19 protein-coding genes are annotated in these 18,344 nt (G+C 65.0%); 12 read left to right on the top strand and 7 right to left on the bottom strand.

Going from position 1 to position 18,344, the window contains the following annotated elements; genetic code table 11:
* Window positions 1-101 precede the first annotated feature (101 nt).
* The 3 genes from G333_RS0102140 to msrA are packed head-to-tail and all read left to right on the top strand — an operon-like array spanning window position 102 to window position 2,776.
* Window positions 102-929, top strand: coding sequence for a DNA-formamidopyrimidine glycosylase family protein (locus G333_RS0102140; RefSeq protein ID WP_018176244.1), 828 nt, complete (start codon window positions 102-104; stop codon window positions 927-929).
* A gap of 42 nt (window positions 930-971) precedes the next feature.
* Window positions 972-2,132: a PQQ-dependent sugar dehydrogenase gene (locus G333_RS0102135; protein WP_019627538.1), complete on the top strand. Its 1,161-nt coding sequence runs from the start codon at window positions 972-974 to the stop codon at window positions 2,130-2,132.
* A gap of 11 nt (window positions 2,133-2,143) precedes the next feature.
* Window positions 2,144-2,776: a peptide-methionine (S)-S-oxide reductase MsrA gene (gene msrA, locus G333_RS0102130; protein WP_019627537.1), complete on the top strand. Its 633-nt coding sequence runs from the start codon at window positions 2,144-2,146 to the stop codon at window positions 2,774-2,776.
* Between the two features lie 48 nt (window positions 2,777-2,824).
* Here msrA and G333_RS0102125 read toward each other — a convergent pair whose 3' ends face one another.
* Together G333_RS0102125 and G333_RS0102120 are read right to left on the bottom strand one after the other, a co-directional pair.
* Complete coding sequence (locus G333_RS0102125; RefSeq protein ID WP_019627536.1) at window positions 2,825-3,592, bottom strand: gamma-glutamyl-gamma-aminobutyrate hydrolase family protein; 768 nt, start codon at window positions 3,590-3,592, stop codon at window positions 2,825-2,827.
* A 49-nt stretch (window positions 3,593-3,641) separates the two neighbouring features.
* On the bottom strand, window positions 3,642-4,667 hold the full coding sequence (locus tag G333_RS0102120) for an amidoligase family protein (RefSeq protein WP_019627535.1): 1,026 nt from the start codon (window positions 4,665-4,667) through the stop codon (window positions 3,642-3,644).
* A 73-nt stretch (window positions 4,668-4,740) separates the two neighbouring features.
* On the opposite strand from G333_RS0102120, the gene folB reads away from it, so the two are divergent.
* The 6 genes from folB to fetB all read left to right on the top strand — a co-directional run bounded on the left by folB (window position 4,741) and on the right by fetB (window position 9,566).
* Window positions 4,741-5,106, top strand: a complete 366-nt coding sequence (gene folB / locus G333_RS0102115; RefSeq protein ID WP_019627534.1) for a dihydroneopterin aldolase — start codon at window positions 4,741-4,743, stop codon at window positions 5,104-5,106.
* Between the two features lie 280 nt (window positions 5,107-5,386).
* Window positions 5,387-6,121 (top strand): TorF family putative porin, encoded by a 735-nt coding sequence (locus G333_RS0102110; RefSeq protein WP_026340858.1) that lies wholly within the window; start codon window positions 5,387-5,389, stop codon window positions 6,119-6,121.
* Between the two features lie 68 nt (window positions 6,122-6,189).
* Window positions 6,190-6,528, top strand: coding sequence for a P-II family nitrogen regulator (locus tag G333_RS0102105; RefSeq protein WP_012981610.1), 339 nt, complete (start codon window positions 6,190-6,192; stop codon window positions 6,526-6,528).
* Window positions 6,529-6,562: 34 nt separating this feature from the next.
* Window positions 6,563-7,816, top strand: a complete 1,254-nt coding sequence (locus G333_RS0102100; RefSeq protein ID WP_019627532.1) for an ammonium transporter — start codon at window positions 6,563-6,565, stop codon at window positions 7,814-7,816.
* A gap of 332 nt (window positions 7,817-8,148) precedes the next feature.
* Entirely contained in the window at window positions 8,149-8,769 is a 621-nt protein-coding gene (locus G333_RS0102095) for an ATP-binding cassette domain-containing protein (protein ID WP_019627531.1), read from the top strand.
* Window positions 8,760-9,566 (top strand): iron export ABC transporter permease subunit FetB, encoded by an 807-nt coding sequence (gene fetB / locus G333_RS0102090; RefSeq protein ID WP_018176238.1) that lies wholly within the window; start codon window positions 8,760-8,762, stop codon window positions 9,564-9,566. Before G333_RS0102095 ends, fetB begins: the two co-directional genes overlap by 10 nt.
* Window positions 9,567-9,704: 138 nt before the next feature.
* Here the strand turns inward: fetB and G333_RS0102085 are convergent, their stop codons facing one another.
* From G333_RS0102085 to speE, 3 genes are all read right to left on the bottom strand, one after another.
* Window positions 9,705-9,989, bottom strand: coding sequence for a type II toxin-antitoxin system RelE/ParE family toxin (locus G333_RS0102085; protein WP_018176237.1), 285 nt, complete (start codon window positions 9,987-9,989; stop codon window positions 9,705-9,707).
* Window positions 9,989-10,216, bottom strand: coding sequence for a ParD-like family protein (locus G333_RS0102080; protein ID WP_018144627.1), 228 nt, complete (start codon window positions 10,214-10,216; stop codon window positions 9,989-9,991). Before G333_RS0102080 ends, G333_RS0102085 begins: the two co-directional genes overlap by 1 nt.
* Window positions 10,217-10,551: 335 nt before the next feature.
* Window positions 10,552-11,403 (bottom strand): polyamine aminopropyltransferase, encoded by an 852-nt coding sequence (speE, locus tag G333_RS0102075; RefSeq protein ID WP_019627530.1) that lies wholly within the window; start codon window positions 11,401-11,403, stop codon window positions 10,552-10,554.
* 315 nt (window positions 11,404-11,718) lie between these two features.
* Here speE and speA point away from each other — a divergent pair, with 315 nt between their 5' ends.
* The 3 genes from speA to typA all read left to right on the top strand — a co-directional run bounded on the left by speA (window position 11,719) and on the right by typA (window position 16,147).
* Window positions 11,719-13,623, top strand: a complete 1,905-nt coding sequence (speA, locus tag G333_RS0102065) for a biosynthetic arginine decarboxylase (protein ID WP_019627529.1) — start codon at window positions 11,719-11,721, stop codon at window positions 13,621-13,623.
* 4 nt (window positions 13,624-13,627) lie between these two features.
* Window positions 13,628-13,870, top strand: a complete 243-nt coding sequence (locus G333_RS0102060) for a YcgL domain-containing protein (protein ID WP_018144623.1) — start codon at window positions 13,628-13,630, stop codon at window positions 13,868-13,870.
* A gap of 459 nt (window positions 13,871-14,329) precedes the next feature.
* Complete coding sequence (typA, locus tag G333_RS0102055) at window positions 14,330-16,147, top strand: translational GTPase TypA (protein ID WP_018168341.1); 1,818 nt, start codon at window positions 14,330-14,332, stop codon at window positions 16,145-16,147.
* A gap of 376 nt (window positions 16,148-16,523) precedes the next feature.
* Here typA and G333_RS0102050 read toward each other — a convergent pair whose 3' ends face one another.
* Both G333_RS0102050 and G333_RS0102045 read right to left on the bottom strand, forming a co-directional pair.
* Window positions 16,524-17,330, bottom strand: coding sequence for an NF038132 family protein (locus G333_RS0102050; protein ID WP_019568124.1), 807 nt, complete (start codon window positions 17,328-17,330; stop codon window positions 16,524-16,526).
* A gap of 564 nt (window positions 17,331-17,894) precedes the next feature.
* Window positions 17,895-18,332, bottom strand: a complete 438-nt coding sequence (locus G333_RS0102045; protein WP_019627528.1) for a type IV pilin protein — start codon at window positions 18,330-18,332, stop codon at window positions 17,895-17,897.
* Window positions 18,333-18,344: the final 12 nt, after the last annotated feature.

Genomic DNA, 18,344 nt, shown 5'->3' with positions numbered 1-18,344 from the left:
TGCAGAATGACTGCACGGCAGTCACCGCGCCTTGTTCGCACGCAAAAGCGACTCGAGCGCGAGCGCGTGCATTAATCAGTGTTTCCCTAACTCCGCCGGCCATGCCCGAGGGCGACACGATCCACAAGCTGGCCGCCGCGTTGCGGCCGGTACTGGAGGGCGCAACGCTGACTGCGGTAGCGACCCGCACCCGGCGCGGCGATCCGTTGCTCGAGCATGGCGCGATGACCGCCGGGACCGTGCAGGCCCGGGGCAAGCACTTGTTGCTGGATCTTGCAGCTGCGGATGGCCGGCCGTGGCAGTTGCGCACCCACCTGGGCATGTACGGGACCTGGCATCAGTACGCCCCGGGTGTCGCCTGGCACAAGCCGGCCTCCAGTGCCTGGGCCGTCCTCAGCCTCCCGGAGCGGGTACTGGTCTGCTTTCATCCTCGCGAGCTGCAGTGGCGCCCGCGCACGGCGGGTGCGGCGGATGTCCCGCGTCTGGATGCCCGTGTCGGCCCTGATCTGCTGGACCCGGCGATCGACCTGGATGCCGTGGTCATGCGGGTGCGGACCGTCGCGGACCCGGCGCGCCCGATCCTGGATGTGCTGCTGGATCAGTCGCTGGCGGCGGGCATCGGAAACATCTACAAGTCAGAGGTACTGTTCCTGCAAGGCTGTCACCCGCTGTGGCCTCTCGGGCAGGTGTCGCAGCGAGTGCTGGCGGGGCTGTACCGCGATGCCGAGCGGTTGCTGCGGCGCAACTTGAAGCCGGGTCCGCGCATCACCCGCGAGCGCGCGGAGGAGGGGGCGTTCCTGAACGTCTATGGCCGCCGTGGCGAGCCCTGCCGACAGTGCGGCGTACCGGTCGAATATGCCCTGCTGGGCGAACACGGCCGCTCGACGTACTGGTGCCCTGTCTGCCAGCCGAGGGAACCCGCCGCCTGAACGCAGGTACCAATGGACATCGGACCGAACAAGGAGCGAGCCATGAGCAAGCGCAAGCATATCCTGGGACGTGTAACGGTGGTTCCCATGACCGTGGGCCTTCTGGTGGCATGCACCGGGTCCTCCGGGGTCTCGGCCGAGGGCCTGGAGGGCGGGCAGCAGGATCTGCAGGTCAGCGTGCTGCACGAGGAACTGAATCACCCCTGGGCCATCGCCTTCCTGCCCGAAGGCGGTGCACTGATCAGCGAGCGCCCGGGCACCCTGCGCTGGTTCGAGGACGCCGAGGCCTTCGACGGGCGGGGCGCGCTGGTCCCGGGGTTGCCGGACGACCTGCAGGCGCGCAACCAGGGCGGGCTGCTGGATCTTGCGCTGCACCCCAATTTCGCCGACAACCGCTGGCTGTACTTCACCTACTCGGCGAGCGTGGAGGGCGGACTGACGACCCGCCTGGCGCGTGGGCGCTTCCAGGATGGCGAGCTGCAGGACGTGGAGACACTGTTCACCGCCGAGCCGGGTGTCAGCGGCGGCCGGCACTTCGGCAGCCGCATCGTGTTTGACCAGGCCGGGTACGTGTACATCAGCGTGGGTGACCGCGGCGATCGCGATCATGCGCAGGACACCTCCACCCATATCGGCAGCATCATCCGGCTGCATGACGATGGTTCGGTGCCGGATGACAACCCGCTGGTGGATGAACCCGACGCCCGCCCGGAGATCTGGGCCTGGGGTGTGCGCAACCCGCAGGGCATGGTAATGGACCCCGAGACCGGCACCTTCTGGCAGAACGAGCATGGCCCGCGCGGGGGTGACGAGGTCAACATCATCGAACCTGGCCTGAATTACGGCTGGCCGGTCATTACCCACGGCGAGGAATACCGTGGCGGCCAGGTGGGCGAGGGCCTGACCGAGAAGGAGGGGATGGAGTCACCGCTGCATCACTGGACGCCTTCCATTGCCCCGTCCGGCATGGCGATCCTGCGCGATCCGGCCTTTGCCGACTGGGATGGTGACCTGCTGGTCGGCGGACTGGCGCACCAGACGCTGCGCCGCCTGACCTTCGACGGGCGCGACCTGGTCAATGAGTCCGAGGTGCTGCCGGATCTGGATCGCCGTGTGCGCGACGTGCGCGTGCACGAAGGCGCAATCTACGTACTTACCGACCACAACCCGGGGGAGCTGATCCGGCTCACCCCGGCTGACTGATGGAGTCGCCGATGTTCGCATTTTCCGAGCCGCGCATGCCTGCGCCCGAGCAGGCCTTGCCCGGGCGCGAGGAGCCGATGCCGGTGCCCGGGCGCCACATGGTGCTGGGAACTCCATTGGCACCGCCGTACCCCGAGGGCATGCAGTTGATTCAGTTCGGCATGGGCTGCTTCTGGGGCGCCGAGCGCCTGTTCTGGCAGCTGGACGGGGTGTACTCCACCAGCGTCGGTTACGGTGGGGGCTATACCCCGAATCCGACCTATCGCGAGGTATGCAGCGGCCAGACCGGGCACACCGAACTGGTGCGTGTGGTATTCGATCCGCGGCGAGTCGACCTGGATGCGCTGTTCCGCACCTTCTGGGAAGGCCACGACCCGACCCAGGGCATGCGCCAGGGCAACGACGTCGGTACCCAGTACCGCTCCGCGATCTATACCACCGATGCGGACCAGCTGGCGGCCGCCGAGACCAGCCGCCAACGCTTCCAGGCCGCGCTGGACAAGGCTCGGGGCGGAACGATCAGCACCGAGATCGTCGAAGGGCCGGCGTTCTATTTCGCCGAAGAGGATCACCAGCAATACCTGGCCAAGGTCCCCCACGGCTACTGCGGCCTCGGCGGCCTCTCCGTGCCGTACCCGGTCTAAGCGCCTGCCCTTCTTCGTGTCTTCGTGCGCTTGGTGGTGAATCGGGTTTTAGCCTGTATTGGCGGCGGCCCGGACGAGGGCGTGGAACAGACGCTGGTGGCGGCGCTTCTGGGGCAGGTATTCCGGGTGCCACTGCACGCCGATGCACCAGCCGCGGTCGGCCTCGATCGCCTGCACCACGCCGCTGCTCTCGCGGCCGGCGACCCTTAGCCCGCGACCCAGGCCATCCACCGCCTGATTGTGCAGGGCGTTCACGTGCAGCGTGGCGTCGCCCAAGATGTCCGCCAGGCGGCTGCGTGGCTCCAGCTGTACTGGCTTGACCGGCAACAGGCTGCGGGCCTGTGGCGTTTCCACGTAGAACTCGGCCAGATCGCGCTGCAGCGAGCCGCCGCGGACTACGTTGACCAGTTGCATGCCGCGGCAGATGCCGAGGATCGGGCGATGGTCGTCCAGGGCGCGATGGATCAGGGCCTTCTCTAGGCGGTCACGGTCGACGTCCAGTACGCCGCCGTGCGACTGGAACAGCCGGCGCAGCAGCCACAGGGCCGGGTAGAAGAGATAGCCGATCAGGCGCTGCGAGAGGCGGCGCTCCGCCTGGCGGATGGCGGCCGCATCCGGTCCATCGGGCAGGGTCTCGCCGTAGAGCTCGGGGTCGACATCCGCCCCGCCGCCCACGATCAGTCCGTCGAACGGGCAACGGCCGCGCGGTCGGCCCGGGCGCAACCGCAAAGGGCGGCCTCCCGCGCGCCACACCGCCAGGGCGGTGAACAGCCAGGCCGGACCCCCGCCCTGGTCCGGCCCGGTGATCGCGATCACCGGGCGACGGGCTTGGGGCGTGACCCGGCTGGTTGCATGGGGAGCCGAGTCAGAACCAGTCACGAAGGCGCTGGCTCCAGTCGTCGGCCCAGCGGCCGAGGGCCTGGCCGGGGCGGTCCAGGTATTCCCGCGACAGGCGTTCCAGGCGTTCCGGATCTGCCGCCAGGCGTTCCACCTCGACCCAGCCATTGAACGGTCGCGCCAGGCTCCAGTCCGGGTCGTCGATCTCGCAGTTCGGCAGGCGGTAATGGAAGGCCGGGCGCGGTTTGATCAAGTCGTGTTCCACCGGTGCGGCGTTGACCCGTTTCGGGTCCAGGTGGGTAAACAAGGGCAACAAGTCCAGTGGTCGGTTGCGGGTTGGGCTGTGCGCCAGGTAGGCATCGATCAGGCCGGCCTGATCGGGTTGGAAGTCCGGGTCCAGCATGTGGCGTACAAAGGGCCCGGGAAACGCGCGAATGTAGGGCGACAGTCGCCGTGCCAGGTCGATTGCGCCGGCCGCGGTGAGGGCCTCGGCCATCAGCAGGAAGCTGCGCAGGATCGCCAGCAGCCACTCGGCATCGGTGCGGTGGATCTCGATATTGATCTGCAACCCGAAGGCGTAGAGAAACGAGCGTTCGGTGCCCTGGGCGCCGGCCTCTTGCAGGGCCGCGCGTACCCGGTCCAGGCGGGGCAGGTCGGCCACCGGGATCGGCGGGGCCACGATTTCATGCGGCACCAGGCGGCCGGCGGCGTCGGCCAGCCAGCGATCCAGCGCCGCCTTGTCGGAGTCGTCCAGCGAGATGCCCAGGCGCGCGAGATGCTCGCGGTAGGCACGGTCCTTCAGCACCCGGGCGTCCAGTTCCAGCTGGAAGTCGCCGACGTCGGTATCGCGCACGCGGGCGACGAACGCATTGTCCGGTTCGATCTGCCCTCCGAATTCGGCCTTTACTGCTTCGGCCATAATTTCCAGCGAGACCCCGGCCATCTCGATCTCTACCCCGATGCGACGCGGTTCGCCCTCGGGGCTGTCGGGCCACGGGAGGTCGTGGAAAGGCTCGCTCATGCGTGTCTCGAAGCCGTGCAAGGAGGGCTCCATGATAACGGCTCGGTGTACCTCGTGCGGCCCGGGCAGTAGGATAGGCGCCGACCTACAGGAGCCCGCCGAGCCCATGGATCGAATCTATCTGCGCGACCTCGAAATTGATGCCGTTGTCGGTGTCTACGACTGGGAACAGCGGATCCAGCGCCGCCTGCGATTCGACATCGAACTGGCGGCGGATACCCGCATCGCCGCCTATTCCGGCGAGATCGGCGATACCGTCGATTACGAGGCGGTGGCCAACGCGGTGCGTGCCATCGTCACGCGCGAGCCGCACGCGCTGCTGGAATCCCTGGCCGAAGAGATCGCCGAGACCCTGATGGCCCAGTTCGGCACCCCTTGGGTGCGCATCAAACTGGGCAAGCCCGGAGCCGTCCCCGGTGTGCGCGAGGTCGGCATCGAGATCGAACGCGGCACCCTCGCGACGTCCGACTAGCCCCTCTTCTCCTACGGGCCCTTCCGGCCCGCTTTCCTGTCTCTTGTTCCGCGTCTGCCCCGTGCGGACGCCGGACCGTGTTCACACTTTTTGTTGATTGCACTCTTTTGGTGCGTGTGCACTTTTAGTGCGCACCATCCAGAGGCAAAACCTCGTGGTTCGGCCGCAACACGTGTTGTGAAAAGCCGATTTTGCTCCCTTTTGGTACTTGGCACAGCCCGTGCAAGGACCGGGTGTCGACTACGCGACACTCGATTGACCAATCTGGGAGATGACCAACATGAAGAAGTTCACCCGTTCCGCCCTGGCCGCTGCTGTCCTCACCGTAGGCTCCACCGGTGGCGTCGCGTTTACCTCCACCGCCGCCGCGGAGCTGTCCGTGAACATCGGCGCGGTGTCCAATTACTACTTCCGTGGCTTTTCCGAAAGTAATGACGGCGCAGCCATTCAGGGTGGCATTGATTACGAGCACGCCTCCGGATTCTACGCCGGTACCTGGGTCTCGAACGTCGACTTTGGCTTCGATGACGACGGAGTGGAAGATCTAACAAGCTATGAAATGGATCTTTACCTTGGGTTCGCCGACGAACTCGATAATGGATTTGGCTACGACGTGGGGTATATCTACTACGCCTACCCTGACGCCCGAAATGATACCGGTTCGCTGAGCGCCGATTTTGGCGAGATCTACGGTGAAGTCAGCTTCGATACGGGGCCGGTCGGTCTCTATGGCGGCATGGCCTATGTTGTTCACGACAGTGATGACTCGGCCTTGCAGGATGACGACATGTACTTCTACGCCGGTCTGGATATCCCGTTCATGGATGTCTACAGCGCCGGGTTCCTCGTCGGTCGTACCCGCTTCGACGATTCCGATGCCGAAAACTACACCCACTACACCGCCAGCCTGGCGCGCGACGCCGGGGACTGGGGCGAGTTCAGTCTTAACCTCGAGTACGTCGACGAGTCCGACGAGGACCTCGGCGCCTGGGTGGGCTGGTCCAAGACGTTCTGAAGCCGGCTATTACCTCTTAATGCAAAGGCGGGTCCGTGGATCAGCGGACCCGCCCACAGGAGTCTGACATGAAGATGATTACCGCCGTGATCAAGCCGTTCAAGCTTGATGATGTTCGCGAGGCGATCTCGGAGATCGGCGTGCAGGGCATGACCATGACCGAAGTGAAGGGTTTTGGTCGCCAGCGCGGTCATACCGAGTTGTATCGCGGTGCCGAGTATGTAGTCGATTTTCTGCCCAAGGTGAAGCTTGAAGTGGCTGTTGACGAAAACCTGGTGGATCAGGTGGTCGAGGCCATTTCAAAGTCCGCCAGCACGGGCAAGATTGGCGACGGCAAGATCTTTATTACGCCGGTGGAGCAGGTCGTGCGCATTCGCACGGGCGAAACCGGACCGGAAGCGCTTTAAACCTTTGCCTTCCAGCGAATGAGGAATTTCAATCATGGAAATTGAACAGCAAGTTGTCGAACTCGCCTACGCGATGGACACCTTTTACTTTCTGGTGGCCGGTGCACTGGTGATGTGGATGGCCGCGGGCTTTACCATGCTCGAGGCCGGTATGGTGCGCACCAAGAGTGTGGCCGAAATCGCAACCAAGAATATCGCCCTGTATTCGATCGCCAGCATCATGTACATGCTGATCGGCTACAACATTATGTACAGCGATGGTCTCAGCTCCATTATCCCGGGGCTGGGCTTCCTGATCAGCGGCGACAACGCAGTCGCGGACGTGCTGGGTAGCGGTGGCGACATCTACTACTCCGATCGTGCCGACTTTTTCTTCCAGGTCGTGTTCGTGGCCACCGCGATGTCCATCGTCTCGGGCGCCGTGGCCGAACGCATGAAGCTGTGGGCCTTCCTGGCCTTTGCGGTTGTGCTGACCGGCTTCATCTACCCGATCCAGGGCTTCTGGAGCTGGGGTGGCGGTATCCTCGACCAGATCGGCTACCTGGACTACGCCGGTTCCGGCATCGTCCACTTCACGGGTGCCGCTGCGGCGCTGGCCGGTGTGTTGCTCCTCGGGGCGCGCAAGGGCAAGTACGGCGCGGATGGCAAGGTCAACGCCATTCCGGGTTCCAACATGCCGCTGGCCACGCTGGGTGTGCTGATCCTGTGGCTGGGTTGGTTCGGCTTTAATGGCGGGTCCGAGCTGAAGGTGTCGGACATCGAGTCCGCCAATGCCGTGGCCGCCGTGTTCGCCAACACCAACCTGGCCGCGGCCGGGGGTGTGGTGGCCGCGCTGATCACCACCCGTCTGATCTTCGGCAAGGCCGACCTGACTATGGCCCTGAACGGAGCGGTTGCAGGCCTGGTGTCCATCACCGCCGAGCCGCTGATGCCCAGCCCGGTCCTGGCGATGATCATCGGTGCCGTGGGTGGTGTGATCGTGGTGTTCTCGATCGTCGCCCTCGACAAGCTGAAGATCGACGACCCGGTTGGTGCGATCTCCGCGCACGGTACCGCCGGTATCTGGGGTGTGATGGCGGTGCTGCTGTCCAACCCGGACGCGACCTTCTTCGGCCAGATCGTGGGCCTGCTCGCCATCTTCGTGTTCGTCTTCGTGGCCAGCCTGATTGTCTGGGCGATCCTCAAGGCGGTGATGGGCATCCGCCTGAGCGAAGAGGACGAGGCCATGGGCGCCGATATCGCCGAGTGCGGTCTCGAGGCCTACCCGGAGTTCACCGGGAAGCAATAAAGCCTCGTTAACCTGAAACCGGGGTCGGGCCGTAACCCGGCTCGATCCCGATACATCGTCTCCTCCGACGCCGACAAGACAGTCTCCCAGGACTTGGATGTTGGCATTTGGGCGCCCCTTTATCGGGCGCCCTTTTTTGTTCGACTCACCCTGTGGGAGCGGGCTTGCCCGCGAAGCCCCCGCCCGCGGCGGTTCTTGCGACTGATGCCCGCGGGCTACTAACACCCCGGCCGGCTCTCTCCCCAGCAAGCAGGGTCTCCCGGTCGGGCCATTCATCCCCGTACCCCGGCTTCGGTTACGATCCCGTTTTCGCCGCACCGGAACCCTGTCGCATGGATCGCCTGCTGGACGTTCGACAACTGCAAACGCCACAGCTGGGCCCGCTGGACCTGGCGGTTCAGCCGGGCGAACTGGTGCAGGTCACCGGCGCCTCGGGTGCCGGCAAGTCCCTGCTGTTGCGCGCTCTGGCGGATCTCGACCCCAACACGGGGGAGGTGATGCTGAACCGCGAGGCGCGCGACGCCATGCTGCCGGTCCAGTGGCGCCGGCGCGTGGCCTATGTGCCGGCCGAGACCGCATGGTGGGGCGAGCGCGTGGACGAACACCTGCCGGCGGATTTCTCGCGCGAGGCGGCCCTGCACCTGCTGGAACAGGTCGCGTTGCCGGAGGCCTCGCTGGGGTGGGAGGTCGAGCGTCTCTCCAGCGGCGAGAAGCAGCGCCTGGGTCTGGTGCGCGCGCTGCTGAACCGGCCCCGCGTCCTGCTGCTGGACGAGCCCACCGCCAACCTGGACCAGGAGAACACCAAGCGCATCGAACGCGCGGTGCGGGCGTATCTCGCCGAGGAAGATGCGGCGGCGCTGTGGGTCAGCCACGACACGCTGCAGCGTCAACGCCTGGGCGGGCGCATCCTCACCATCCACGAAGGGCAGCTGGAGAACACGGCATGGAGCTGATCTCGCTTTCCGCGCTGGATCTGACGTTGGCGGCGCTGCTGGTCGTGGCCCTGGCTGGCCTGACCATCTGGGCGCGCATGGGGCTGGGGCGCAGTCTGCTGATCGCCGGGGCGCGCACCGTCATACAGCTGCTGCTGATCGGCCTGGTGTTGCAGACGCTGTTCGACCACGCGCACCTGGGCTGGGTGGCGCTGATGGCGCTGGTCATGGTGTCGATCGCCGGCTACGAGGTGATGGCGCGTCAGCAGCGCCGTTTTGCCGGGCTGTGGGGCTACGGGATCGGTGCGGTCACCATGTTCGTTTCGGCTTTTGCCGTCACCGTGCTCGCGCTGACCACGATGGTGGGACCCTCGCCCTGGTGGGAGCCGCAGTACGCCATCCCGCTGCTGGGGATGCTGCTGGGCAACACCATGACCGGCATCGCGCTGGGGCTGGACCGCCTGACCCAGACGGTCTGGCGCGAGCGCCGCACCATCGAGGCCCGGCTGGCGCTGGGCTCGGGTTGGAGCGAGGCCGTCGCCACCATGCGCCGCGAAGCTGCTCGCTCCGGTCTGATGCCGACCATCAATGCCATGGCCGCGGCCGGCATCGTCAGCCTGCCGGGCATGATGACGGGCCAGATCCTCGCCGGTGCCCCGCCGGTGGAGGCGGTCAAGTACCAGATCCTGATCATGTTCCTGATCACTGCCGGCACCGGCTTCGGCACCCTCGGCGCGGTCTGGTTCGCCTCCCGCCGCCTGTTCGACACCCGCGAACGCCTGCGCCTCGACCGCCTCAAGCCGGGCCGCCACACGTAGCCATATCGACCACGAACGGTGCATTTCGCATTCGCTCAATGCGCCCTGCGACGCGCGGCCGAGCCCTCGTAGGATGCGCTGAGCGCAGCGAACCGCATCACATGGCGTGTGTTTCGCGACCCCCTGCGCGTGCAGACCCTACGAGCCGCGTTTCAAATCTCGGTAGAAGTTTTCGTGTGTGCCCAGTAGTAGCAGGAGGCGGGTGGTGGGGTCGTACTCGTAGGCGAGCAGCATCAGTTGCTCGCGCGACTTGAACTTGTAGACCATGACCCCGGCCAGATCGCCTTTCTTGCTGGTGCCGATCTCGGGGTTGCGGACGATCTCGGCAACCGCTTCGTCCACGTCGGTCTTCTGGGCGGGATGGAGGCGCTTGTAGGCGCGCCGGAAGCGAGTGCTTTGCAGCACCTCCACGTCCGCGGCCATTAGTCGCGTTTGCCCTCGGGGGTGAACGGGGTGGCGAGTTCCCGGCCCTCGGCGCGAGCGATCAGCAGTTCGCAGACGAAGTCGATGGGCAGGTCCGGGTTGTCCATGGCGGTGCGCCCCACTTCGGCCCAGAACTCGATCTGACCGGCGATGGTCCGGTGCTCGGCCTTGGCGTGGGCCCGGGCCTGCTGATACAGCGTTTCATCAATGCGGACGGGCAAACTCATGGCGTGCCTCCTCTACTACAAATGTAGTCAGATTAGCGCGGCCCTGCATGGTTCGCAATGACGGGGCCAGCAAGCACCGTCATCGCGAGGAGCGCAGCGACGTGGCGATCTCCGTGGGCGCCCCAGCGCCGGCCCGGGCAAACGTCGGGGTTGCGTCGGGAGGTTACTCGCTGCGCTCGCCCTTCGGGCCGGCCTGCGGCCGTTCAACGCGCTTCGCGCTTTTGTGCCACGGCCCCTTCGGCGCCTCGCAATGACAGGAAGGGAATCCCGTCATTGCGAGCGCAGCGAAGCAATCTCCCGACGATGGCACCGCGCTAAGGGGAGTTTGGCCGGGATCAGGCGAACAGCTTGCGGCGGAAGAACTCGGGCGTGGCCCCGGCGGCGCGGTGGATGGCGGCGTTGTAGTAGTGGGTGACAAACGTCGCCTCCTCGGCTGCTTCCTCGCGCAGGAAGGACACCGGGGCGTCCTTCGCCGCGATGGTGCAGGTCCACCAGCCGGAGGGATAGGTGGGTTGTGGGAAGTGCATCGTCAATGCATCGATGAAGCCGGCCGCGCGCAGGCTGTCGTGCATCGGGCGGATGATGCTCTCGGTATGCAATAGCGGCGATTCGCTTTGCTGTACCAGCAGGCCATCCGGGCCCAGGGCCTTCACGCAGTCCTTGTAGAAGGCGGTGGAGAACAGGCCTTCGGCCGGGCCCACCGGATCGGTGGAGTCGACGATGATTACGTCGACGGAGCCGGGCGTGGCGTCCTGCAGGTGCTGCACGCCGTCGTCGAACAGGAGCTGGGCGCGCGGGTCGTCGTTGGCGTCGCACAGTTCCGGGAAGTACTGCTCGGCCAAGCGGGTGACGCGCTCGTCGATATCTACCTGCACGGCCTTTTGCACCTCGTCGTGCTTGAGTACTTCGCGCAGGGTGCCGCAGTCGCCGCCGCCAATAATGACCACGTTCTTCGGGGCGCTGTGCGAGTAGAGGACCGGATGCGACATCATCTCGTGGTAGATGAAGTTGTCGCGCCCGGTGAGCATCACGCAGCCGTCGATCACCATCAGGTTGCCGAAGGCCTCGGTCTCGTAGATCTCGATCTTCTGGTACGGGGTCTGTTCTTCGTGCAGCTTCTGTTTGATGCGCAGGGACAGCGCCATGTCTTCGTGCGGTTCGCTGAACCAGTTGTCGTCGAGTGCCATTGGGCGGCTCCCCTTGCGGATGCGGTGGACGGTATGATGCGCCGCTATGATAGTCCCCTGTATCCTGCGGGCAACTCTGAACCTCCCCGTCATTGCGAGGAGCCGTAGGCGACGAAGCACAAAAGCAGCTTAGCTGCGTTGAACGGCCGCCGGCCGGCCCGAAGGGCGAGCGTAGCGAGTAATCTCCTGAACGAGGGCAGTGCGTTTGGTTGCGCTGCTCGCCCTGGACGTTCCGGTGGACATGGAAGGCGATTGCCGCGTCGCTTCGCTCCTCGCAATGACGGGGATATACCCGCTGTGAAACCCGGAACCGCCATGTCTGTCACGCCCTGGAATCTGGATGAGGCCCGCGCCACCTACGGGATCGACCACTGGAATGGTGGCTTTTTCGATCTGAACGACGCTGGCCATGTGGTGATGCGGCGACCGGATTGGCCGGATCACCCGGGTGTCGATCTGCATGAGCTGGCCGGGCGGCTGCGCGAGGAGCATATCGGGCCGCCGGTGCTGGTGCGTTTCCAGGATGTGCTGGACGGGCGTGTGCGCCGCCTGGCGCGGGCCTTCGATGCGGCCGCACGCGAGCTGGACTACCAGGGCGCGTTCACGGCGATCTATCCGATCAAGGTGAACCAGCAGCGCAGCGTGGTGGATCAGATCCTGGCGGCGGGCGACACGCCGGATGCCGATGGCTTTACCCCACGGGTGGGGCTGGAGGCGGGCAGCAAGCCGGAACTGATGGCTGTGCTCGCGCAGTCGCGCCCGGGAGCCGCGATCATCTGCAACGGCTACAAGGACCGCGAATACGTGCGCCTGGCGTTGATCGGGCGCCAGCTCGGGCATCGCGTGTACATCGTGATCGAGAAGCCCTCGGAGCTGGAGGAGGTCATCCGCCAGGCCGAGCACATGGATATCGCGCCCCTGCTGGGGCTGCGCGTGCGCCTGGCGTCGATTGGCAAGGGCAAGTGGCAGAACACCGGTGGCGAGAAGGCCAAGTTCGGTCTGTCCGCGGCGGATGTGCTGGGCATCCTCGAGCGCCTGCGCGGCCTCGGCTGGCTGGATCGGCTGCAGCTGCTGCACTTCCACATGGGCTCGCAGATCGCGAACATCCGCGACATCCAGAACGGCATGGGCGAGGCGGCCAGCTACTTCGCCGCGCTGACTGAAGCGGGTGCCGCGCTTCAGGTGGTGGATGTCGGCGGCGGCCTGGGTATCGACTACGAGGGATCGCGCTCGCGCAACGAATGCTCCATCAACTACTCGGTGGAGGAGTACGCGCTGAACATCCTGCGCCCGCTCAAGCGCATCTGCGAGGAGCATGATCTCGCCATGCCCGAGGTGTTCAGCGAGTCCGGGCGGGCCCTGACCGCGCATCACGCGGTGCTGATCACCAACGTGATCGACTGCGAACCGGCCCCCGGGGATGGTGATGTGCCGCCCGCGCCGGATGACGAGCTGCCCGAGATCGCCGCGATGCGCGCCCTGCTGGACGAGCGCGAGCGCCCGGCGTCCGAGATCTACCACGATGCGGCCTTCGGCCTGTCCGACCTGCAGGCGCGTTTCGCACGCGGAATGCTGTCGCTGGCGGACCGGGCGCGCGCCGAGGCGATCTATTTCGCCCTGTGCCAGCGCCTGCTGGCACAGCCGGAGGCGCTGCCGGCGGAGATCCGAGCCGAGCTGACGGACAAGCTGGCGGACAAGGTTTTCTGCAATTTCTCCGTGTTCCAGTCGATCCCGGATACCTGGGCGATCAACCAGATCTTCCCCATCATGCCGCTGCACCGCCTGGACGAAGCCCCGACCCGGCGCGCCGTGTTGCAGGACCTGACCTGTGACTCCGACGGCCACATCGAGCACTACGTGGAGCGCGAGGGTACGCACACCACCCTGGCGCTGCACCCGTGGAAAACGGGCGAGGCCTACTATCTCGGCATCTTCCTGGTCGGGGCCTACCAGGAGATCCTCGGCGACCTGCACAACCTGTTCGGCGACACCGACACGGTGAACGTGGAGCTGACCGAGCAGGGCGGCTACCGCCTGCTGAACCCCGAGCGCGGCGACACCGTGGACGAGCTGCTCTCCTACGTGCACTTTGCCCCGGACGACCTGCGCCGCGCCTTCCGCGCCAAGATCGATGCCATCGGCCTGCGCGGCGAGGCCGCCGGGCGCCTGCTGGCGGAACTGGAGCACGGCCTGACCGGCTACACCTATCTCGAGGACTGAACCCATGCAGTGTTACGTCTACCGCGCGACCAAGCGTGCCGATACCTATGTGTATCTCCCGGAGAAGGATGATTTCTCCGAACTCCCCGAGGGCGTGGTTCGGGCGCTCGGTCGCCTGGAGTTCGCTCTGGAATTCGAGTTGACCCCGGAACGCACCCTGGCCCAGGAAGACCCGCAGAAGGTCCTCGCCAACCTCGATGAGCAGGGCTTCCACCTCCAGTTCCCGCCTCCGGAAGAAGACCGCTAGCCCTGACCCATCTGCGCGCGCCCTTTCCGTCGACCGGGGGGGGCAGGGCCCTCTCCGTCACCCCGGATCGTTGCATATCGTCGTCACCCTGCCGCTGGCGCCCTCTTCGGTGTCCTGGGCACCGGCCTCTCCCCCCCGTCATCCCGGACACCGCGCAGCGGTGATCCGGGATCTTGTGCGCCGTGGTCTGGCCAGGCCTTGGGGGTATCCGACGTGGGAGATCCCGGCTCTTCGTTGCGCTGCGGCCGGGATGACGACATGGGAGCACCGCATGGTCGCGGCGAGCGGTGTCCGGGATGACGAGGTCGCTCGGCATTGTCGGGGCGAACTGCGCCACTTTGGTCGGGATGACGGGTGCAAGCGCGCGGAGCCTACGCTGAAAACGTGGAAGTCTCAGCGCGCCAACGCATAACTCTGTATAGTGTCGGCCCTTTTGCCAGTATCTAGAGTTTGCATTCCATGACCGAGAAGCTTCGCAATATCGCCATCATCGCCCACGTTGATCATGGCAAGACCACGCTGGTCGACCAGCTCCTGCGCCAGTCCGGCACCCTCGACAAGCGTGGCGATCACGGCGAGCGGATCATGGACTCCAACGCCATCGAGAAGGAACGCGGGATCACCATCCTCGCCAAGAACACTTCCATCGAGTGGAAGGACTACCGTATCAACATCGTCGACACCCCCGGACACGCCGACTTCGGTGGCGAGGTCGAGCGCGTGCTGTCGATGGTCGACTCGGTGCTGCTGCTGGTGGACGCGGTGGACGGCCCGATGCCGCAGACCCGCTTTGTCACCCAGAAGGCCTTCGCCATGGGCTTCAAGCCGATCGTGGTGATCAACAAGGTGGACCGCCCCGGCGCGCGCCCCGACTGGGCCGTGGATCAGGTCTTCGACCTGTTCGATCGCCTGGGCGCGACCGACGAGCAGCTGGACTTCCCGATCGTGTTCGCCTCCGCGCTGAACGGCTTTGCCGGCATGGATTCCAGCGTCACCGAAGGCGACATGACCTGCCTGCTGGAGACCATCGTCGAGCATGTGTCCCCGCCGAACGTCGATGCGGAAGGCCCGTTCCAGATGCAGGTCTCCTCGCTGGACTACAACAGCTACCAGGGTCTGATCGGCATCGGCCGCGTGAAGCGCGGGCACATCAAGCCGAACAGCCCGGTGAAAGTGGTGGACCGCGAAGGCGGCGTGCGCAATGGTCGCATGCTGCAGATCATGGGTTTCCACGGCCTGGAGCGCGTGGAGGTCGAAGAGGCCCGCGCCGGCGACATCATCACCTTTACCGGGATGGACAAGCTGTTCATCTCCGACACCCTGTGTGATCCGAACCACGTCGAGGCGATGGAACCGCTCACCGTCGACGAGCCGACCGTGAGCATGACCTTCCAGGTCAACTCCTCTCCGTTCGCCGGGCGCGAAGGCAAGTACGTCACCTCGCGCGTGCTGCGCGATCGCCTGCAGGAAGAGCTCAAGCACAACGTGGCGCTGCGCGTCGAAGAGGGCGAGGACCCGGACAAGTTCAAGGTCTCCGGCCGCGGCGAGCTGCATCTGGGCATCCTGATCGAGAACATGCGTCGCGAGGGCTACGAGCTCTCCGTTGCGCGTCCCGAGGTGGTCATCAAGGAAGTCGACGGCGTGCGGCAGGAGCCCTACGAAGCCGTCACCGTGGATGTCGAGGAGCAGCACCAGGGCACGATCATGGAGAAGCTCGGCGAACGCCGCGGCGACATGACCAACATGGTCCCCGACGGCAAGGGCCGCGTGCGCCTGGACTTCATCATCCCGTCGCGCGGGCTGATCGGCTTCCAGACCGAGTTCATGACCGCGACCTCCGGCACCGGCATCCTGCACCACATTTTCGATCACTACGGCCCGTACCAGCCCGGTTCGGTCGCCTCGCGCCAGAACGGCGTGCTGATCGCCAACGCCACCGGCAAGGCGCTGGGCTTTGCCCTGTTTAACCTGCAGGATCGCGGCAAGATGTTCATCGGCCCCGGCGAAGAGGTCTACGAGGGCATGGTCATCGGGCTGCACTCGCGCGAAAACGACCTGGTCGTGAATGCGCTCAAGGCCAAGCAGCTCACCAACGTCCGCGCGTCCGGCACCGACGAGAACATCCAGCTCACCCCGCCGATCCGCATGACGCTGGAGCAGGCCATCGAGTTCATCGACGAAGATGAGCTGGTCGAGGTTACCCCGGAGAGCCTCCGCATCCGCAAGAAGTTCCTGGTGGAACACGAGCGCAAGAAGGCCTCCCGCGCCTCGGCGTAACCGCTAGCGCCGACGCCCCTCCAGGGGCCAAGGCAAAGAAAAGCGCCCGGTCGGTTCAGCCGCCGGGCGCTTTTTGTTTGTGCATCGAGCCGCTGCAAACAACGCCTACGTCATCCCGGAAATCGCAGCGCGATTATCCGGGATCTCCATAGGGCGCCCCGCCCGGGGGCAGGGTAGGAAAGGCGTCCTACTGAAAGAGACCCCGGTTCACCGTTTCGCGGCCCGGGGATGAAGGCGTGCAGCGCGCGCGGGATCCAGCGTCACGTCACCGACAATATGCCTTTTGACTCGCGCTGTCCGGCTAGCAGTCGCTCGGAGCAAAAGGAAGGTTTGACCCTGTAGCCGTGTGGTGCACATGAATTGATATGTGGTGTGGTTACGATGCCTGGAGATCCTTCCGACGAATTCCAACCAGCGCGACCAGGCCAGTGAAGAACAGAGCGAGTGTCGCCGGAACAGGGATTTCGTTCGGCGGTCCGTTACCGCCAATCGCCTCTCCCGCAATCGTGGCGCCGTCGAACGCCAGTCCCGACTGGTATGCCGTATCCGACCAGTTCACTACGCCGAACTGCAGGGCGTAGTTCCCGGTCTCCAGGAAACTAAAGCTGCTGTTGATCCAGCCGGTGTAGCCACAGCCACCCGACCAGCAAGTCCCTGAGCTGTCTCCCAGAGGGGACCAGTCCGGGGCGCCGGCAATGACCGGGGTTTCGGATGGGTCGAGCGATACTTCGGCATCCGGTTCAGGAAGGTTGAAACCCGGCACGGTGTCACCATCTGGTGTCGTGCGGGCTGTGAACAGCTGGAGCGCCGGGTTCAGGTTGCTATCCAGGAGCAATGCCCAGGCATAGTCGGTGAAGGTGCCTCCATCCGATGTGACGTAATTGAAGAAGAAGCTCAACTCGTCGCCTTCGTTGGCGCTGAACAGGGGCGAGGTAATCGTGGATCCGGTCGTTTCCGATCCGACGTCCAGGCCGTCGATCGACGGGCCATTGCTGGTCGATATCCACCCATATTCGGAACTCCCGAAGGGCGAAAGCGTGACGTCCCCATCCGCAGTGGACGTGCCGCATGACCCGACACAGGTCCAGCTGGAAATGTCGATTGGCGCGCTGTGTGCTGGTTGCATCCAGCCAAATGCGCCCAGGGCGCTAACCAAAGCCAGGTACTTTATGGATCGTTTCATTACCGTCTCTCCCTTTGACGTTGCTAGAGCCTCGGTCCACGAACGGGTTGGTTCCGCTACTTGAGGCCCCAGCAATTTTGGCGCCAGAACTCGTAGGCCAATGAAAAGAGAGACGTTTATTGTTCCGGGGGTGCTTTGGCATCGGTCGAGTGCAAAAAAACCTGACAAGCTATTCCGGCGCTGCCCGCCCGGGGAATGGGAGAGATGAACTCGCTTTGGTCCTTGCGAAGCGTCGTTGACGCTCAAGGGGCGTGTTAAGGCCGAACGGGGATCCGGCGGACTGGTGTGTGCACCGCAGAGGTAATGGGGCAAAAGGCAAGGTTTGACCCCGTAGCTGCGTAGCTGAGCATTGGCGAAACCGTTAGCGCCAACGCCCTTCCCGGGGGCCAGGGTAAAGAACAGTGCCCGGTCAGATCATCCGCCGGACCCTTTTTTGTGTAGCGACTCCGAAGATTCAGGCCTCGCCCTCCCGGAAACCGCTAAGCGATTATCCCGGGAGGGGGCATAGTGCGCCCCGGAGGTGGTGGTTACGCAACAAGCACGGGTTGAAGACGGAGCCGTGTGTTACCAACAGCTGGCGACGTCGCCGGTTCCACTGACTCCGCGCTCCCCGGTGTGATCCAGGGACAGCGTGCCGCAGCGGGTATCCCGTGTTGCCTGGACGCCTTGCGGAACAGCCGTGAGGTCAAAGCTGCTTCGCGCCGCGTTGTTCACGTTGAACTCGTACAGATCATCCATTCGGCCTTCGGAAGCGCAACCCAGGGTTGGGTCAGCGTTCTCGTAGGTGAGGTTGCTCGTATGGTAGCGCTCCATGAACTGAGCGTGCTCGGTCAGGCAGGCCGTGGCGGCGGCCCGGTTCGATGTTGTCACGTGGTTCTGGTAGGCGGGCCAGGCGATGGCGGCCAGGATCGCGATGATTGCGACCACGATCATGACCTCAATGAGGGTGAAACCCTTGTGCTGACCGGGTGTGTGACTCGCCTTCCGCATGTGTTGGTTCATGGTGTCATCCTG

Origin of the sequence: Thioalkalivibrio sp. AKL10 (assembly GCF_000381845.1) — a bacterium.
Classification (GTDB): domain Bacteria; phylum Pseudomonadota; class Gammaproteobacteria; order Ectothiorhodospirales; family Ectothiorhodospiraceae; genus Thioalkalivibrio; species Thioalkalivibrio versutus.
This window is presented reverse-complemented; position numbering and strand designations above follow the sequence as displayed.

Coding starts and splice junctions, on each gene's coding strand:
- G333_RS0102045 (WP_019627528.1), bottom strand. CDS start 18,332: ATGAACCAACACATGCGGAAGGCGAGTCACACACCCGGTCAGCACAAG.
- typA (WP_018168341.1), top strand. CDS start 14,330: ATGACCGAGAAGCTTCGCAATATCGCCATCATCGCCCACGTTGATCAT.
- G333_RS0102050 (WP_019568124.1), bottom strand. CDS start 17,330: ATGAAACGATCCATAAAGTACCTGGCTTTGGTTAGCGCCCTGGGCGCA.
- G333_RS0102085 (WP_018176237.1), bottom strand. CDS start 9,989: ATGGCCGCGGACGTGGAGGTGCTGCAAAGCACTCGCTTCCGGCGCGCC.
- speE (WP_019627530.1), bottom strand. CDS start 11,403: ATGGCACTCGACGACAACTGGTTCAGCGAACCGCACGAAGACATGGCG.
- G333_RS0102110 (WP_026340858.1), top strand. CDS start 5,387: ATGAAGAAGTTCACCCGTTCCGCCCTGGCCGCTGCTGTCCTCACCGTA.
- speA (WP_019627529.1), top strand. CDS start 11,719: ATGTCTGTCACGCCCTGGAATCTGGATGAGGCCCGCGCCACCTACGGG.
- G333_RS0102100 (WP_019627532.1), top strand. CDS start 6,563: ATGGAAATTGAACAGCAAGTTGTCGAACTCGCCTACGCGATGGACACC.
- folB (WP_019627534.1), top strand. CDS start 4,741: ATGGATCGAATCTATCTGCGCGACCTCGAAATTGATGCCGTTGTCGGT.
- G333_RS0102135 (WP_019627538.1), top strand. CDS start 972: ATGAGCAAGCGCAAGCATATCCTGGGACGTGTAACGGTGGTTCCCATG.
- G333_RS0102120 (WP_019627535.1), bottom strand. CDS start 4,667: ATGGAGCCCTCCTTGCACGGCTTCGAGACACGCATGAGCGAGCCTTTC.
- G333_RS0102140 (WP_018176244.1), top strand. CDS start 102: ATGCCCGAGGGCGACACGATCCACAAGCTGGCCGCCGCGTTGCGGCCG.
- fetB (WP_018176238.1), top strand. CDS start 8,760: ATGGAGCTGATCTCGCTTTCCGCGCTGGATCTGACGTTGGCGGCGCTG.
- G333_RS0102080 (WP_018144627.1), bottom strand. CDS start 10,216: ATGAGTTTGCCCGTCCGCATTGATGAAACGCTGTATCAGCAGGCCCGG.
- G333_RS0102060 (WP_018144623.1), top strand. CDS start 13,628: ATGCAGTGTTACGTCTACCGCGCGACCAAGCGTGCCGATACCTATGTG.
- G333_RS0102095 (WP_019627531.1), top strand. CDS start 8,149: ATGGATCGCCTGCTGGACGTTCGACAACTGCAAACGCCACAGCTGGGC.
- G333_RS0102105 (WP_012981610.1), top strand. CDS start 6,190: ATGAAGATGATTACCGCCGTGATCAAGCCGTTCAAGCTTGATGATGTT.
- msrA (WP_019627537.1), top strand. CDS start 2,144: ATGTTCGCATTTTCCGAGCCGCGCATGCCTGCGCCCGAGCAGGCCTTG.